Source organism: Trinickia sp. Y13 (genome assembly GCF_029522115.1).
In the GTDB taxonomy this organism is placed as follows: domain Bacteria; phylum Pseudomonadota; class Gammaproteobacteria; order Burkholderiales; family Burkholderiaceae; genus Trinickia.
The window spans coordinates 390,396-407,328 of record NZ_JAKWFK010000003.1 but is presented as its reverse complement, the minus strand read 5'-3'; the positions used below and the strand labels follow the sequence as shown (position 1 = coordinate 407,328).

Sequence of the window (16,933 nt, the reverse complement as noted above, 5' to 3'; positions counted from 1 at the left end):
AGCCGCGCAGGCGGCCGATCAAAAATAGACAACGGATTTTATAATAGACGCTTTGCTCCGGGCGCCTCATCGGTCGCCGATCGTGTGTCCGGCGCTCGAAGCCCCTGCTTGCACGCGCTTCACGGCGTCGCGGCGGGGCTTTGTCACGCTCACACGCAAGGCCGCACGCTCTTTCTCATGCCGCAAACCGACCCTTCTTCCGCCGCCGTCAATTTGCCGCTCGCCCTCGTGAAAGCGGGGCAACGCTTCGCGTTCGACGGCACGCATGGCTCATCCGACGCCCTGCTGCTCGCCCGCTACAGCGAGGCCGCACGCGCACGCGGGCCGCAACAGCGCTCGAGCGCCGGGGCGGCGCCGCTTTTGGCCGTCGTCTGCGCGAGTGCCGTCGATGCGCAGCGGCTCGCGCAAGAGATTCCATGGTTCGCGCCGAACGCACGCGTGCGCTTGCTGCCCGATTGGGAGACGCTGCCCTACGATACCTTTTCGCCGCATCAGGATCTCGTCTCCGAACGGCTCGCGACACTGCACGATCTCGGCGAGGGCCGCTGCGACATCCTGCTCGTGCCCGCCACGACGGCGCTCTATCGCATGCCGCCGGCCGCTTTTCTCGCCGCCTACACGTTCTCGTTCTCGCAAGGCGAACGGCTGGACGAGGCCAAGCTCAAGGCGCAATTGACGCTGGCCGGCTACGAGCATGTGAGCCAAGTCGTGCGTCCGGGCGAGTATTGCGTGCGCGGCTCGCTGATCGATCTGTTTCCGATGGGCTCGCCCCTGCCGTATCGCATCGATTTATTCGACGATCAAGTCGATTCGATTCGCGCGTTCGACCCCGACACGCAGCGCAGCCTCTACCCGGTGCGCGACGTGCGCTTGCTGCCAGGGCGCGAGTTTCCGTTCGACGAAGCGGCGCGCACCGCTTTCCGTAGCCGCTGGCGCGAAGTATTCGAAGGCGATCCGAGCCGTTCCTCGATCTACAAGGACATCGGCAACGGCGTACCCTCGGCTGGCATCGAGTATTACCTGCCGCTGTTCTTCGACGAGACTGCCACGCTGTTTCACTACCTGCCCGAGGGGACGCATTTGGCGTTCGTCGGCGATCTCGATCAGGCGATCCGCCGCTTCACGCTCGACACGAAGCAGCGCTACAACTTCCTCTCGCACGATCGCGAGCGCCCCATTCTCGAGCCGCAGCGGCTGTTCCTGTCCGACGACGATTTCTACGCGCTCGCCAAGCCGTTCGCGCGTCTCGTGTTGCCGTCGAACGGCGATGGCGCTTGGGCGAGCCCGTTACCCGCGCTCGCGATCGATCGTCATGCCGACGATCCCCTGCTCGCGCTGCGCCGCTATTTGGAAAGCAGCGAGCGGCGAGTGCTCGTCGCCGCCGAATCGGCGGGGCGGCGCGAGACGATCGCGCAGCTGTTCGCCGAGCATGGTTTGCGCCCTGCCAGCGTCGACGGCTTCCAAGATTGGCTGACGGGCGACGAGCGCTTCGCGCTGGGCGTTGCGCCGTTGACGAGCGGCTTTTCGCTGCCCAGCGAAGGGTTCGCGCTCGTCACCGAATCCGAGCTCTACGGCATGCTCGCGCGCCGCGCTGGTCGTCGCCGCCAAGAGCAGGCGAGCAGCGTCGATTCGATGGTGCGCGATCTGTCGGAACTGAAGGTCGGGGACCCGGTCGTGCATGCTCAGCACGGGATCGGCCGTTACATGGGCCTCGTCACGATGGACCTGGGCGAAGGCGAAACCGAATTTCTGCACCTCGAGTATGCAAGCGACAGCAAGCTCTATGTGCCGGTCGCCCAATTGCACGTCATCTCGCGCTACAGCGGGGCCGACCCCGAAAGCGCGCCGCTGCACGCACTCGGCTCCGGCCAATGGGAAAAGGCCAAGCGCAAGGCCGCGCAACAAATTCGCGACACCGCTGCCGAACTGTTGAACCTCTACGCAAGGCGCGCGGCGCGTGAAGGTCATGCGTTCAATCTCGAACCACGCGATTACGCGAAATTCGCGGAAAGCTTCGGCTTCGAGGAGACGCCGGACCAAGCGGCGGCCATCGCCGCGGTGATCGGCGATATGACCGCGGGCAAGCCGATGGACCGGCTCGTCTGCGGCGACGTCGGCTTCGGCAAGACCGAAGTGGCGCTGCGCGCCGCGTTCATCGCCGTCATGGCCGGCAAGCAAGTCGCCTTGCTCGCGCCCACCACGCTCCTTGCCGAACAGCACACGCAAACGTTCACCGACCGCTTCGCCGATTGGCCCGTGCGCGTCGCCGAACTGTCGCGCTTCAAGTCGACCAAGGAAGTCAACACGGCCATTGCGCAAATCAACGAAGGCTCGGTGGATATCGTCATCGGCACGCATAAACTGCTTTCTTCGGATGTACGCTTCAAACGGCTAGGGCTCGTCATCATCGACGAAGAACACCGCTTCGGCGTGCGCCAGAAAGAGGCGCTCAAGGCGTTGCGCGCCGAGGTGGACGTGCTCACGCTCACCGCAACCCCGATTCCGCGCACGCTCGGCATGGCGCTCGAAGGCTTGCGCGATTTTTCGGTGATCGCCACCGCGCCGCAAAAGCGCCTCGCCATCAAAACATTCGTGCGGCGCGAGGAAGACGGCGTGATTCGTGAAGCAATGCTGCGCGAGCTCAAGCGCGGCGGCCAGGTGTACTTCCTGCACAACGAAGTGGAGACGATCGAGAACCGCCGGGCAATGCTCGAAGCGCTCGTGCCCGAAGCGCGCATTGCAGTCGCCCATGGGCAAATGCACGAGCGCGAACTCGAACGCGTCATGCGCGATTTCGTGGCGCAGCGCGCGAACGTCCTGCTGTGCACGACCATCATCGAAACCGGCATCGACGTGCCGAGCTCCAATACGATCATCATTCACCGAGCCGACAAGTTCGGCCTTGCGCAGTTGCATCAATTGCGCGGCCGCGTCGGGCGCTCGCATCATCAGGCATACGCCTACCTGCTCGTGCACGACCCGCAAGGGCTCACGAAGCAAGCGCAGCGACGCCTGGAAGCGATTCAGCAGATGGAGGAGCTCGGCTCGGGGTTTTATCTCGCGATGCACGACCTCGAAATTCGCGGCACCGGGGAAGTGCTCGGCGACAAGCAATCGGGGGAGATTCACGAGATTGGCTTCCAGCTTTACTCGGATATGCTCGCGGACGCCGTCAAAGCGCTCAAGAACGGACAAGAGCCCGACCTCACCGCGCCGCTGGCGGCAACGACCGAAATCAATCTGCACGCGCCGGCGATTCTGCCGGCCGATTATTGCGGCGATGTTCAAGAGCGCCTGTCGATCTACAAACGGCTCGCCAGTTGCGAGCGCAGCGACTCGATCGACGATATCCAAGAAGAACTCATCGACCGTTTCGGCAAGCTGCCGCCGCAGGCGCACGCGCTCGTGGAAACGCACCGGCTCAGGCTCGCGGCAAAGCCGCTCGGCATTTCGAAGATCGATGCGGGCGAGAACGCGATCAGTCTGCAATTCGTCCCGAATCCCCCGATCGACGCCATGCGCATCATCGAAATGGTGCAAAAGCACAAGCACATCAAGCTCGCCGGGCAAGACAAGCTGCGCATCGAAACGCGCAGCCCCGATCTCTCCGTGCGCTTGGCGACCGTCAAGGAATCGCTGCGCGCCCTCGGTGCGCCGGCGCGGCAAAACGCACCCGTGGTCGCTCGCTGAACCGGCTCGAGGCGGCGGGCGCCAAGCTCGCCGCGCACGAGCAGCACGCTTTTTCTTCGCGAAGCCGAAGGGCGATTCACTCCTCCGATACCGCAGCGCACAATCGAGCGCGTGCGCATCCATTTGGGTCTGGTCGTGTTTTTTCGGTATGATCGGACCACTCAAAAGCTGGAGCTTCGCCATGTCGCAGGATGTCGAAACGGCGCACTTGTCCTCCCCTTCCTCCCATTCTCGGCCGGCTTCGGCTTCTACCGACTCCTCCTCGCAATCGCCGCTGAGCCTCTCGTGGGTCGAGCGTCTGGTCGAGATCGATACGACGAGCCGTGTCCCGAACATCGGCCTGATCGAGCTGGTGCGCGACGCGCTGGCGGGTCTCGGCATTGCCTCGACGCTCACGCAGGACGGCCGCGGCCAGTGGGCGAATTTGTTCGCGACGATACCTGCCCGCGATGGGGCGACGAACGGCGGCGTCGTGCTCTCGGGGCATACGGACGTCGTGCCCGTCGACGGTCAAGCATGGGACAGCGATCCGTTCAAGCCGCAAGTGCGCGACGGCCGTCTGTACGGCCGGGGCACGTGCGACATGAAAGGCTTCATCGGCGCGGCGCTCGCGCTCGTTCCTGAAATGCAGGCAGCGCAGCTTGCCAAGCCGATCCATCTCGCCCTGTCCTTCGACGAGGAGATCGGCTGTGCGGGCGCGCCCTACATGATCGCGGACTTGCTGCGCCGCGGCGTGAAACCGGAAGGCTGCATCGTCGGCGAGCCGACGAGCATGCGCCCGATCGTGGCGCATAAGGGCATCAATGCTTATCGCTGTTGCGTGCGCGGTCACGCAGCGCACTCGTCGCTCACGCCCAAGGGGTTGAATGCGATCGAGTACGCGGCGCGGCTGATTTGCCACATTCGCGATCTAGCCGATGAAATGCGCCGCGACGGCCCCTTCGACGAAGACTACGACGTGCCGTTCACGACGGCGCAAACGAGCACGATCGAAGGCGGCAACGCAATCAACACCGTGCCTGCCGAGTGCCGCTTCGGCTTCGAGTTTCGCAATCTGCCCACGCTGGATCCCGAGGCCGTCTTCGCTCGCATCGAACGCTACGCGCACGAGACGCTGTTGCCGCAAATGCGGCGCGAGCATCCGAACGCAGCGATCGAGTTCACCAGGATTGCTGCGGCCCCGGGGCTCGACGCCTCCGAACAAGCCGCCGTCACTGCGCTCGTGCGCGCGTTGACCGCCAATCGCGAAACCCGCAAGGTCGCCTACGGCACCGAAGCCGGCCTCTTCGCGCGCGCAGGCGTGCCGAGCATCGTGTGCGGCCCCGGCGATATCGAGCAAGCGCACAAGCCCAACGAGTACTTGGCGTTGTCGCAGCTTGCGGCCTGCGAAGCGTTCCTGCGCAAGTTCATTCGCAGCATGTCGGTCGACGCGCAAGCGTAGCGCGCAAGCACCTCTGAACGACGCGCTCCGAACCATGTCCACCGCCATGTCGCAGCCGACCGACCGCACCATCGACGGCGAGCCGATTCCGACGCTCGATGCAATCGCCACGCAGCATTTCGCGCTCACGCCCTGGGTGTTTCGCACACCCGTGTTCGAGCGGCACGACTTTCCCTCGTTGGAAGGCACCGCGATCAACTTCAAGTTCGAACTGCTGCAAGCGAGTGGAACCTTCAAGGCGCGCGGCGCCTTCACGAACTTGCTGGCGCTCGACGCCGCGCAGCGCAGCGTCGGCGTCACCTGCGTCTCGGGCGGCAACCACGCCGCGGCCGTCGCGTATGCGGCGATGCGGCTAGGCGTCAGCGCGAAGGTCGTCGTCTTTCGCACGACGACGCCCACGCGCATCGACTTGTGCAGGCAGTATCGCGCCGAGGTGGTCGTGGCCGATACGCCGGCCGAGGCATTCGATCTCGTGCGCCGCATCGAGACCGAAGAAGGCCGCTTCTTCGTGCATCCGTTCAACGGCTTTCGGACCGTCCTAGGCACAGCCACGCTCGGCTACGAATGGGCCACGCAAACGCCCGATCTCGATGCCGTGATCGTGCCGATCGGCGGCGGCGGGCTCGCCGCGGGGGTGTCGACCGCCCTGCGCCTGGCCAATCCGCGCGTTCACGTGTACGGCGTGGAGCCCGAAGGCGCCGACGCCATGAGCAAAAGCTTCGCCGCCAATCACACGATCAAGATGGGGCCGATGCATTCGATCGCCGATTCGCTGATGGCGCCGCATACCGAGCAATACAGCTACGAGCTCTGCCGCCGCCATATCGACCGGCTCGTGACCGTGTCGGACGACGCTTTGCGCGCGGCCATGCTGAAGCTGTTCACGCAGTTGAAGATCGCAGTGGAGCCGGCCTGCGCAGCGGCCACCGCGGCGCTGCTCGGCCCGCTACGCGAAACGTTGCAGGGCAAACGCGTCGGTGTGCTGCTGTGCGGCTCCAATACCGATCCCACCACCTTCGCATCGCACATTCGATCGGTGCAGGCATGAGCGCCGCAGCCAAGCGCGCGCTTCGCCCGTACTTCGCCCCTGCCTCGCCGCTTCTTGCCGCACAAACGTGACGGCGCGGCGCTCGACTTATCCCCAGATTTTGTTGACAGACCTGTTGATAAGCTTTGGGCGATTGCGCTAAGCAGTTGTACGCACAACGAATTTTTCTCGCGCACCTTGTTCGAGGCACGACGATGCAGCCGGCCGCTTGACAAGCGGTTACCGGCTAGCGGTTCGCGGGATGCGCCTCGCGATAGACGGCGACGCCCTCCATCGGGTCCATCGGCTCACGCCATGGCGCCCGCTCGATCATTCGACGCGTATCGTCGTAACCTGCCGTGCGGCGCCGCGCGATACCGGTTGGCGAAAAGTCGATGTCCTTGTGCATGTCGTCGTCGCCGAAACTCGGTGCGTCGAGCTCGAGCACTTGCATCGTGGTGCCGCACCCCCACGCGAGGAGATCTTCGACCGGTTGCGTTTTACGCATCGATTCGGGGATGAACGACTCGAGCTCGCGGATCACATGACGCAATCGATGAATTTGCCGTTGCCGCTCCAAATGACTCTGCGCACGGCTCGAGTATTGAATGTCGCGCTGACGCACCATCGCCTCGAGAATCGACTCCGGCTCGCGGCCCACGGCCGGCCAAAGCTGGACGGCGAAAATGACCGAGCTGCGGCGGGGGCGGTCGTCGAGCACCGCCTCGAGCGGCGTGTTCGAATAGATGCCGCCATCCCAGTACGCCTCACCATCGAGCTGGACCGACGGGAAGCCCGGCGGAAATGCGGCCGACGCCATCACATGCTCGACGGTGAGCGGCGCGTCGCGATTCGTGAAATAGCGCATGCGCGCGTTCGCGACATGCACCGCGCCGACCGTCAAGCGCACCGCGCCGGCGGCGAGGTAGTCGAAATCAACTAGCTTGACGAGGGTTTCGCGCAGGGGGCGCGTCGAGTAAAACGCGGCATGCTCGCGCCCAAGCGACGCTTGCATACCGAGCCAAGCGTGCGGCGAGGGACTAAAGAACGCGGGGATGCCCTGCATGAAAATCGAGGCGCGCCGCCACCAGTCGTCGACCGCGGGCAACCATCCCCCCGTGACGCTGCCCGAAGCCGCGACGCGCGACCAAAAGGCGTCGAGCTGTGCCAGCCTCGTTTCCGGAGGGTTCCCGGCGATGATGGCGCCATTGATGGCCCCGATCGACGTCCCGATCACCCAATCAGGCTCGATGCCCGCATCGTGCAACGCCTGATAGACGCCTGCCTGATAAGCGCCGAGGGCGCCGCCGCCTTGGAACACGAGCACGATTTGCCCTGCAATCCCTGCGCGCCCGGCGCCTTCTGCCGGCGGATCGATGCGGCCGCCCGTCGCGTTCTCGTCCATTCGCCTCTCCGTGTTCCTGCGCAAAGCATTCGTTGGAGATACGCAGGCGAGCCGCGTGCGGATGCATCGCGCGTTACGGCCGGCCGTCCTCGAACAGATTCAAAATCTGCTTCTGCTCTTGCTTGCTCACGTCCGGCGTCGCCAAACCGGCTGGGCCCACCGAGCCGACGGCGTCGCTCGCCCCGGCGCCGGCCAGCGCGGTACCGGCATCCATGCCGATGCTTGCGACGAAGCCATTTCCTGGAACCTTATCGGCCAGATAGATCTCGCCGGCAATCGTGGCGACGCCTTCGGGCATCGGCATCGGCTGGTCGGGCACGCCGCGCAGCGCTCGGCTCATGTAGTCCACCCAGATCGGCAAGGCGAGCTGCGCGCCGAACTCGCGGCTGCCCAAGCTCTTCGGTTGATCGTAGCCCATCCAGGCCACGGCGACGAGGGTTGGCTGATAGCCTGCGAACCAACCGTCCTTCGCATCGTTGGTCGTACCGGTTTTGCCCGACAGGTCGCTGCGATGCAGCACGTTCGTGCCCGCACCGGTGCCCGCCGTCGCCACCGAATGCAACAGGCTGTTCATGATGTAGGCGTTGGCCGCACTGATCGAGCGCGGCGCGTTCTGGCCCGCGACGATCGGCTGGGCCTTCGAAACGGGCTGCCCGCGCGCATCGTCCACTTCCGCGATCAGATAGGGATTGACGCGATAGCCGCCGTTCGCGAAGACCGAATAAGCCGCGGCGGACTGCAGCGGCGTGACGAGGCCCGCGCCGAGCGCCATCGGCAAATACGGCGGAGTTTTGTCGGCGTCGAAGCCGAAACGCTGCGTCACGTAGTCTTGAGCGTACTTCGTGCCGATGTACGACAAGATTCGAATGGACACCAAGTTCTTCGATTTCTCGAGCGCGACGCGCATCGACATCGGCCCTTCCGGCTGATCGTCGTCCTTCGGCTCCCACGGATCGCCGCCAGGCGTGCTGGGCGGGAAATACAGCGGAGCGTCGTTGATGATGGTCGCCGGGGCGAGCCCTTTGTCGAGCGAGGCCGAGTAGATGAACGGCTTGAAGCTCGAACCGGGCTGGCGCCACGCCTGCGTGACATGGTTGAACTTGTTCTTGTTGAAGTCGAAGCCGCCCACGAGGGCGCGCACCGCTCCGTCCTGCGGGGCGAGCGAGACCAGTGCGCCTTCGACTTGAGGAAGCTGCGTGATTTGCCAATTGCCCTTCGCATCGGGCATCAAGCGCACGATCGAGCCGGGGCGGATGCGTTGCGCCCGCGACGCGCGCGGGCCGAGCGCGTAAGCGGCGAACCGCAATCCCTCGCCGGTGACCTTCGCCGAGGCGCCGTCGACAAATTGCACCGCCACTTCCTTCGGGCTCGCGCTCGTCACCACGGCCGCGACGAGTTCGCCGTCATCGGGATGATCGGCGAGCGCATCGTCGATCGCTTCATCGCGATCGTCGCCCGCTGTCGGCAATTCGACGAACCCTTCCGGCCCGCGATAACCGTGGCGGCGCTCGTAGTCCATCACACCTTTGCGAACGGCGCGATAAGCGGCGTCCTGGTCCGCCGAATCGATGGTGGTCGTGACCGTGAGGCCCCGCGTATAGGTTTCGTCTTTGTATTGCGCATACATCATCTGCCGCACCATTTCGGCCACGTACTCGGCATGCACGCTGTACTCGGTGCCGGCGGCTTTCGTGCGAATCGGCTCCTTGACGGCCTCGTCGTACTGCGGCTGCGTGATGTAGCCCAAATCGAGCATGCGCTTGAGGATGTACTCCTGCCGGATCTTCGCGCGTTTAGGATTGACGACGGGGTTGTAGGCGGACGGCGCCTTCGGCAACCCGGCCAGCATCGCCGCTTCGGCCAGCGTGAGGTTCTTCAGATCCTTGCCGAAATACACGCGCGCCGCGGCGGCGAAGCCGTAGGCGCGCTCGCCCAGATAGATCTGGTTCATATACAACTCGAGGATCTGGTCTTTCGTGAGCGCACGCTCGATCTTGTAGGCGAGCATCATCTCGTAGATCTTGCGCGTGTACGTCTTCTCGCTCGACAAGAAGAAGTTGCGCGCCACCTGCATCGTGATCGTGCTCGCGCCTTGCGAGGCGCCGCCATGCAGCAAGTCGGCCGTGCCCGCGCGCAAGATGCCGATGAAGTCGACACCGCCGTGCTCGTAGAAGCGGTAATCCTCGATGGCCAGCACCGCGTTCTTCATGACGTCGGGGATGTCCGCGAAACGAACCAAGTTGCGCCGCTCTTCGCCGAACTCGCCGATCAGGACGTGATCGGCCGTATAGATGCGCAGCGGGACTTTCGGGCGGTAATCGGTCAGCGCGTCGAGCGAAGGCAGTTGCGGCGCCATGACGATCAGCGCGTAGCCGACGATCAGGGCACCGACGACGGCAGCGGTGGCCATGAGGCCCACGAACGTCAACGCGATCCGCCCGCCTAGCGAGCGACGAGCGCTGCTGGAACTATCGGAGGGGCGGGGAGGAACTCGGTCGGCCGGGCGGCCGTCGGAAGGCGGTCTTTTGATGATAGGCATGACGGCATGAATGGCGCGGCTCTCGGCGCCTCTTCGCCGCGAACGGTGCTCGCGGCGTGACTCGTAATGTATGTAATCGTGTGGTTGGCCGCTTCGGCGGCGAACCGCCGAGCGCGGGGCAACAGCGCATTTTAATTAAATCGCCGCCGCGGCACCGGAATTTTTTTTGTAAGAGTTCGCGCAAAGCGGCACATTCGCCCGATAGCGGCAAGTTATCAACAGAAAATGTTGAAAGGCCTGTGGAGAAGTGGCAGAAAACGCTCATAAGTGATTGATGGCGCACGAATATCGCGGCCGGGTGCGTTTGAGGGCAGCGTCTGGCGCTCTATCATGAGGAACATCGCCGCCCCGCCCCGCTTTCGACGCCAGTGAGCCCATCATGAGCCAGAGCAGCGAACGTATCGTGGTCTTCGTCACGCCCGCGCAAAAGCGCGTGCTCGCCGCGCGCGCACAGCGCATGGGCATCAGCGTGAGCGAACTCGTGAGGCGCGCCGTCCTTGCCTTCGACGACACCGGCGAAGAAGTTCGGGCGGCGGGCCTCGTCGACCGGCTCGGCGCGGCCGCCCGCCATCACGCCATCGATGACGATCTACTGCGGCGTCTCGCCGCCGGACCCCACGTTCAAGACGGCTCATCCGGACAAACGGACGGCAACGCCAAGCAACCGGCCCCCGACGTCCGCGTGCTGGCGCTCGCCCCCTCGCCGAACTCAACCTTGCCGCCGAGCGAGCCGGAAAGCGACGAGACGCCGGCCGCGCTACCCGTTGCGGCCGCCGTGGCCCGGGCGCTCGCTCTAGAGGCGGGCGCGCCCGCGCAGCCGGGTCCCGATCACGCGGACGAAGCGGCCGTTGCCCGGGCGATCGCCAATCAATCGCGCGATTTAAGCCGGTTTTAACGATACCCTGCTGTACTATCGCGGGCGGCGCAAATGGGAACGCATGGCGGCGCGCCTCTTGCAATTGCGCCGCGCGTCCCGACATTCGGCAAGCGCGACGCGCCGTTCGGCTCGCGCCGCGCCGCCGGTCGCAACGCGGCGTAGCATAGAGTGTTGGGCATGCCCGAATCGCCGCCCGCCGCATTCGGCGCCGACATCATTTCACGGAGGATTTCATGTCGTTATTCGACTCAATTTCGCGTACTGTCAAAGGCTTGCTCAACGATGCGGCCGAGTCCGTGCAGGACCCCTCGCGCGATGCACGCCAAATCGTGCGCGAGCTCGACGACAGCATCGGGAAAGCCGAAAACGCGCTGATCGAGATCGAAGCGCAAGTCGCGACGCAGCAAAGCAAGCGCGACGCCGCTGCCGAAAAGGCGAAGAAGTACGAAGACGGCGCCAAGCGTGCGCTGCAATCGGGCGACGAAGGCCTTGCACGCGAAGCGCTAGCCGCGCAAGCGAACGCGGAAGCCGAACGCGATGCGCTCGCCAAGGAACTGGCGACGCTCGAGCCGTCCGTCGATCAGTTGAAAGGCCAGATCGCCGATATGCGCCAACGCCGCAACGATCTGAACGCGCGCTCGAACATCCTTCAGGCGAAGCAAGAGATCGCGCAAGCCAAGGATGTCGCGGCTACCGCGCTCGGCGGCATCGGCGGCAAGAACCTGTCGGAGGATTTCCGCAAGCTGGAGGACAAGGTCGCGCTCTCGAACGCCCGCTCCGACGCGCGGCTGAATTCGGCCGATACGTCCTCGGGCAAGGCGCTCGAAGATAAATTGGCGGCGCTCGATCATGGTCCGTCGGTAGAAGACCGTCTCGCCGCGCTCAAGCAGCAGTTGAGCACGAACACGAATACGCCGGCGCAATGACGCACGGCAACGCGATGAGCCGGCCCGTCGGAGCGGATGGGCCGGCTCATCGCGCGCGGGCCGAAACAGGTCGATGGTTACGGAGACGGGCGCTCGCGCCCGGTTGAGTCAATGAAGACATTCCTCGCGGCCGCGTTCGCCGCCCTGCTCTTTGCGTCCGGTGCGGCGTTCGCCGCGCCGAGCGCAAGTCAAGTCGAACGCGCGATGGCGCAAGGCAATTGGCAGCAAGCCGACGCCGAGCTCTCGCAGGTGCTCGCCGAGCATCCGAACAATGCCCACGCGCACTATTTGTACGGCCAGGTGCTGGCGAACGAAGGCCGCTTTGCCGATGCGCTCGCCCAGATCGAACAGGCCAAGTCGCTCGACCCGCAGGTGCGATTCACGAGCCAGTCCCGCTTCGCCCAAGTCGAAGCGCGCGTGCGCGCGGCCGCCAATCGCGCCAGCGTCCCGGCCCCCGCCGCCACGACTCACAGCGCCGCCAATCCGTTCGTTCAGGCAGCGCCGTCCTCGCCGGCGCCCCAACGTCATGGCCCATCGATGGCCGCGTGGATCGGCTTGGCCGTCCTGATCGTCGCCATCGTCCTGCTCTTGCGCTGGACGCTGCGCCGCGCGCGTTCGAACGAAGACGGCCGCGCCGACGAAGAGCGCCGGACCCAGTTGAAGCGCGCGACGGAGTTGCTCAATTCGGCCCGCTCGCTCAAGCTCGACGCGCGTCTCTCGAGCGCGCAGGGACATGAAACGCTGGCGAGCGAAGTCGAAGGCGTGGAGAATCAGTTGCGCACCCTCGTGGAATCGCTGTCGAATCAGGGCAACCCGGTGCCGGCCTATCAGCTCGACGACCTCGCGCGGCAGCTCGACAGTCTTCGCGCCCGAACCGAAGGGCGGCCCGATCCCACACGCGCCGACGCGAATGCGCCCGCGCCTGGCGGCAACCCATCGGCGTATGCGCGGGAAGCCGAACGGCTGCAGCAACAGCAAGCCCCGTATGGCATGCAACAACCCTATCCGCCCCAGCAACAGCCGCCCGTCATCGTCCAACAAGGCGGCGGCATGGGCGGACTTCTCACGGGCGTGCTGCTCGGCGAAGTGCTCTCGCATGGACGCGATCGCGTGATCGAACGCGAAGTCATCGTCGACGACGACACGGCCCGCCGCCGCGCAGCCGAGCGCGGCGACACGAGCGGCCTCGACTTCGGCCAGGGGTCGAACGATTGGAACGACGGCGATAGCGGCGGGGTCGACTTCGGCAACGACGATTCGGGCGGCTGGAGCGACACCTGAACGTGGGCGGTTCGAACACGATCGGCCTGCGCGTCGCCATCGTCGGCAGCGGGTTCGCCGGCATCGGCATGGCGATCCGGCTGCGCCGAATGGGCGTCGCTTCCGTGACCGTCTACGAAGCCGCTGCCGAGATCGGCGGTACGTGGCGAGACAACGCCTACCCCGGGGCCGCGTGCGATATTCCCTCGCATCTATATTCTTTCTCGTTCGCGCCCAATCCGTCGTGGACGCGCACGTTCGCTTCGCAGCAGGAAATCCTGGCCTACCTGAACCGTTGCGCACGCGATCAGGGCGTGGCGTCGCTGATCCGCTGCAATGCGCGCGTGGCGGCGGCGCGTTTCGACGACGCCCGCCGAATCTGGCGGCTCGATGTCGTTAAGGCCCAGCACGGCCGGCACGGCGACACGGGCGGCATCCAAACGGATAACGCGCAGAACGGGCCCGAAACGGTCGAAGTCGATGTGCTCATCGCGGCGAGCGGCCCGCTGTCGCGCCCGGCGTTGCCTGCGATCGCCGGATTGGATCGTTTCGGCGGCGCCCTCTTTCATTCCGCTCGCTGGGATCACGCGTATCCGCTCGAAGGCAAGACCGTTGCCGTGATCGGCACGGGCGCCAGCGCCGTGCAGTTCATCCCGCGCATCCAGCCGCGCGTGGCGCGGCTGCACGTGTTTCAACGCACGCCGCCGTGGGTCATGCCCCGGCCGGACCGCGCCATCGATCCGCGGACACAGCGTCTGTTTCGCTTCGCGCCATGGGCGCAGCGGCTCGTACGCTGGGCGATCTATTGGCGCCATGAAGCGCGCGCGCTCGCCTTCATCGTCAATCCTAAATGGATGAAAGCGCCGATGCGCTTCGCCGGCAGCTATCTGGAACGCCGCGTGAAAGATCCGGCGTTGCGAGCCAAACTCGCGCCCAATTACCTGCTCGGCTGTAAGCGCGTGCTGCTGTCGAGCGACTACTACCCCGCTCTCGTGCAACCGAACGTCGACTTGGTGACGTCGACCATTCGTGAAATCGTCGAGGACGGAATCGTGACCGAAGACGGCCGCCGATATCGCGTCGATGCGATCATTTGCGGCACGGGCTTCGACGTGGCCGATGCGGGCGCGCCGTTTCCGCTATATGGTTCGCGCGGGGAGAGTTTGGATGCGCGGTGGCGCAGCGAGGGGCCGCAAGCCTATCTCGGGGCGAGCATTGCCGGCTTTCCGAACTTCTTCATGATGATCGGCCCGAATACAGGGCTCGGCCACAACTCGATGGTGTACATGATCGAGTCGCACATCGCGTACATCGCAAGCTGCCTGAAACTGCTCGTGCGCCGCGGCGCGAGGACGATGGAGGTCCGCGCCGACGTACAAGCGGCCTATAACGAGAAGGTTCAGAAAGCGTTCGAAGGAACCGTTTGGATGAGCGGCTGCCGCAGTTGGTACTTATCCGCGCGCGGCAAGAACACGGCGTTGTGGCCCGGCTTCTCGTTTGCCTTTCGTCGGCTGACGCGGCGGGTGCGCGCTGGGGACTATCGCTTCGACGAATCGCCCGGGACGGTCCGGCCGAGCGAGACCGACATCCCCGCGCTGCCTTGATGCGCGCTCTGATTCACGGCCCGTCGACGGCCGCGAATGCGGCACACGCGCTCTTCCCTTCGGAACGAACGCGTGCGCCACTCGCGCCAGCCTAGCCGAGAGCCGCCGCGAAACCGGCGCTCTGCACCGGTTCAACCTGCGATCAACCCGCGAGCGCCGGCAACGCGGTATGCGAATCGTGCGACAGCCGGGACGTAGCCGCACGCGGCGCGGCTTCGAGCGTGTGCGCTTCGACGCGGAACGCGGCGACGGCAGCATCGAGTTGCGCCGCCTGTTCCTGCAGCGATGAGGCTGCCGCAGCAGCTTGCTCGACGAGCGCGGCGTTTTGCTGCGTGACGGAGTCCATCTGCACCACCGCGAGATTGATCTGTTCGATGCCCGTCGATTGTTCGCCGGAGGCTGCGCTGATCTTGCCGATGATGTCGGCGACGCGATGCACGGCGGCGACGACCTGGCCCATCGTCTCACCGGCGCGTCCGACGAGCGCGCTGCCGGTTTGCACCTTGTCAGCCGACGCCGCGATCAGCGATTTGATCTCCTTCGCGGCGCTCGCGCTGCGTTGCGCGAGGCTGCGCACTTCGCCCGCCACCACGGCGAAGCCGCGGCCCTGCTCGCCCGCCCGCGCGGCTTCCACCGCCGCGTTCAGCGCTAGGATGTTCGTCTGGAACGCGATGCCTTCGATCACGCCGATGATGTCGCCGATCTGGTTCGAGCTCGTCGCGATGTCCTCCATCGTGCGCACGACGTCGCTCACGACTTCGCCGCCGCGTGCCGCCGTTTCCGACGCATCGTGCGCGAGACCGCTCGCCTCCACCGCGTGCGCGGCATTGAGCTTCACCGTCGACGTCAATTGCTCCATGCTCGACGCCGTTTCCTGCAGCGACGCGGCTTGCTGTTCGGTGCGCTGCGATAGATCGGCGTTGCCGGTTGCGATTTCGCGCGCACCGTGCATGATCGCTTCCGAGCCGGTGCGCACGCGCGACACCGTCGCCACGAGCGCCGCCTGCATGCTTTGCAAGCCGATTAGCAAACGCCCCATTTCATTTTTGCTGGTGGCGTTGATTGCGCCCGTCAGATCCCCAGACGCGATGCGTTCGCAATGACGCACGACACTGTCTATGGGCCGCACGACGGCCGCGACGAGCGCCGCCCGCGCGAACAGCCCGACGATGAATGCGATGGCGGCGATGATCGCAGCCGCCGTCGCCAGCGTATGAAAGAGTGCCTGGGACGCCGCATAGCGCGCTTCCTGGTGCGTGACCTGCAACGCCTCGAGCTCGCCGATCGCCGTTTCGTAACGCGCGTAGAGCTCGTTGGCCGTTTGGCCTTGAAGCGTGCGGAACGAGTTGAAGTCGTTTTGCTCGAGCGCTTGAAACTCCGGCTCGATCGCTTGCTTCACGAGCGCCGCGCGCGCCGCGGTAACGGCATCCGCGAGCCGCGACTCGTTCTCGTCGCGCGGCTTCTTCAAATACTCGGCCCATTGCGCGTCGCTGTCCTTGAGCACGCCATGCGCCTTGGGAAGCAGATCGTCGCCGGCCTTGCCCATCGAAAATAGGGTCTCGTAGCTACCGAGCGCGAGGCGCACTTGAAGCATGCGCTCGGAACTCGTCTTCAAATGCGTCAGCGCGGCCGTATCGGTCGCGTACATTTGCCGCAGAGCATCGTTGCTCTGTTTCAGACCCAACATGCCGGCGGCCATGGCCGCCATCAGCGCGAGCGTATAGCCCGCGATCGTGAGCGTCAGCCCGCCGCGAATCGTAAAGCGTTTGAACATGGCTACGTCGTGCGCGCGCTGGTTGCCCAAGCGTGGCACGGTCCCCCTCTGCGTGGTGGTGGTAATGCGCGCACTGTCGGCTCTTCTTGTGGAGCGTCGAATGGTCCCGGCCTGCTGCGAGAGGTCTATCGGGCGCGTCGTGCGTGCGAAGGTTCTCGCGCAATCTAAGCGTTTCGAGACGAATGCGCAATGGCTGTAAGCACTATTGTCATACTATCGACTTCCCCCCTTAAGCCAAGGCCCCTGCCGTCCGTAAACACAGAGGACAGCCTGTCGACACCTCCTCCGAAACGGTATCCGGATTGCGCCTCGGGGCGTAAGTGTCACGTAAGCTGGCTTGGTTAGATATGTGCTGCAAGCGGCCCTTCGCGGCGGCAACGGACAAACAAC

General features: G+C 65.0%; 10 protein-coding genes. 7 read left to right on the top strand and 3 right to left on the bottom strand.

All coding sequences use genetic code 11. The features are described 5' to 3' along the window. Nucleotides 1-177 precede the first annotated feature (177 nt). From mfd to MMB74_RS08020, 3 genes are all read left to right on the top strand, one after another. Entirely contained in the window at nucleotides 178-3,690 is a 3,513-nt protein-coding gene (mfd, locus tag MMB74_RS08030; RefSeq protein ID WP_277428197.1) for a transcription-repair coupling factor, read from the top strand. A 181-nt stretch (nucleotides 3,691-3,871) separates the two neighbouring features. Next, nucleotides 3,872-5,131, top strand: coding sequence for an acetylornithine deacetylase (gene argE / locus MMB74_RS08025; protein WP_277428071.1), 1,260 nt, complete (start codon nucleotides 3,872-3,874; stop codon nucleotides 5,129-5,131). Between the two features lie 34 nt (nucleotides 5,132-5,165). Continuing rightward, nucleotides 5,166-6,179: a threonine/serine dehydratase gene (locus tag MMB74_RS08020; protein ID WP_277428070.1), complete on the top strand. Its 1,014-nt coding sequence runs from the start codon at nucleotides 5,166-5,168 to the stop codon at nucleotides 6,177-6,179. Between the two features lie 226 nt (nucleotides 6,180-6,405). Here MMB74_RS08020 and MMB74_RS08015 read toward each other — a convergent pair whose 3' ends face one another. Further along, complete coding sequence (locus MMB74_RS08015; protein WP_277428069.1) at nucleotides 6,406-7,563, bottom strand: patatin-like phospholipase family protein; 1,158 nt, start codon at nucleotides 7,561-7,563, stop codon at nucleotides 6,406-6,408. Nucleotides 7,564-7,636: 73 nt separating this feature from the next. Next, the gene (locus MMB74_RS08010) at nucleotides 7,637-10,102 is read right to left on the bottom strand and encodes a penicillin-binding protein 1A (RefSeq protein WP_277428068.1); all 2,466 of its coding nucleotides are present in this window, start codon (nucleotides 10,100-10,102) and stop codon (nucleotides 7,637-7,639) included. A 379-nt stretch (nucleotides 10,103-10,481) separates the two neighbouring features. Here MMB74_RS08010 and MMB74_RS08005 point away from each other — a divergent pair, with 379 nt between their 5' ends. The 4 genes from MMB74_RS08005 (at nucleotide 10,482) to MMB74_RS07990 (ending at nucleotide 14,769) form a co-directional block, all read left to right on the top strand. Continuing rightward, on the top strand, nucleotides 10,482-10,997 hold the full coding sequence (locus tag MMB74_RS08005; RefSeq protein ID WP_277428067.1) for a hypothetical protein: 516 nt from the start codon (nucleotides 10,482-10,484) through the stop codon (nucleotides 10,995-10,997). 215 nt (nucleotides 10,998-11,212) lie between these two features. Then, nucleotides 11,213-11,905 (top strand): PspA/IM30 family protein, encoded by a 693-nt coding sequence (locus MMB74_RS08000; RefSeq protein WP_277428066.1) that lies wholly within the window; start codon nucleotides 11,213-11,215, stop codon nucleotides 11,903-11,905. A 111-nt stretch (nucleotides 11,906-12,016) separates the two neighbouring features. Beyond that, a complete protein-coding gene (locus tag MMB74_RS07995) occupies nucleotides 12,017-13,186 on the top strand; it encodes a tetratricopeptide repeat protein (RefSeq protein ID WP_277428065.1) in 1,170 nt (389 codons plus the stop codon). A gap of 2 nt (nucleotides 13,187-13,188) precedes the next feature. Continuing rightward, a complete protein-coding gene (locus tag MMB74_RS07990) occupies nucleotides 13,189-14,769 on the top strand; it encodes an NAD(P)/FAD-dependent oxidoreductase (protein ID WP_277428064.1) in 1,581 nt (526 codons plus the stop codon). 142 nt (nucleotides 14,770-14,911) lie between these two features. Here MMB74_RS07990 and MMB74_RS07985 read toward each other — a convergent pair whose 3' ends face one another. Continuing rightward, nucleotides 14,912-16,543, bottom strand: coding sequence for a methyl-accepting chemotaxis protein (locus tag MMB74_RS07985; RefSeq protein WP_277428063.1), 1,632 nt, complete (start codon nucleotides 16,541-16,543; stop codon nucleotides 14,912-14,914). Nucleotides 16,544-16,933 lie beyond the last annotated feature (390 nt).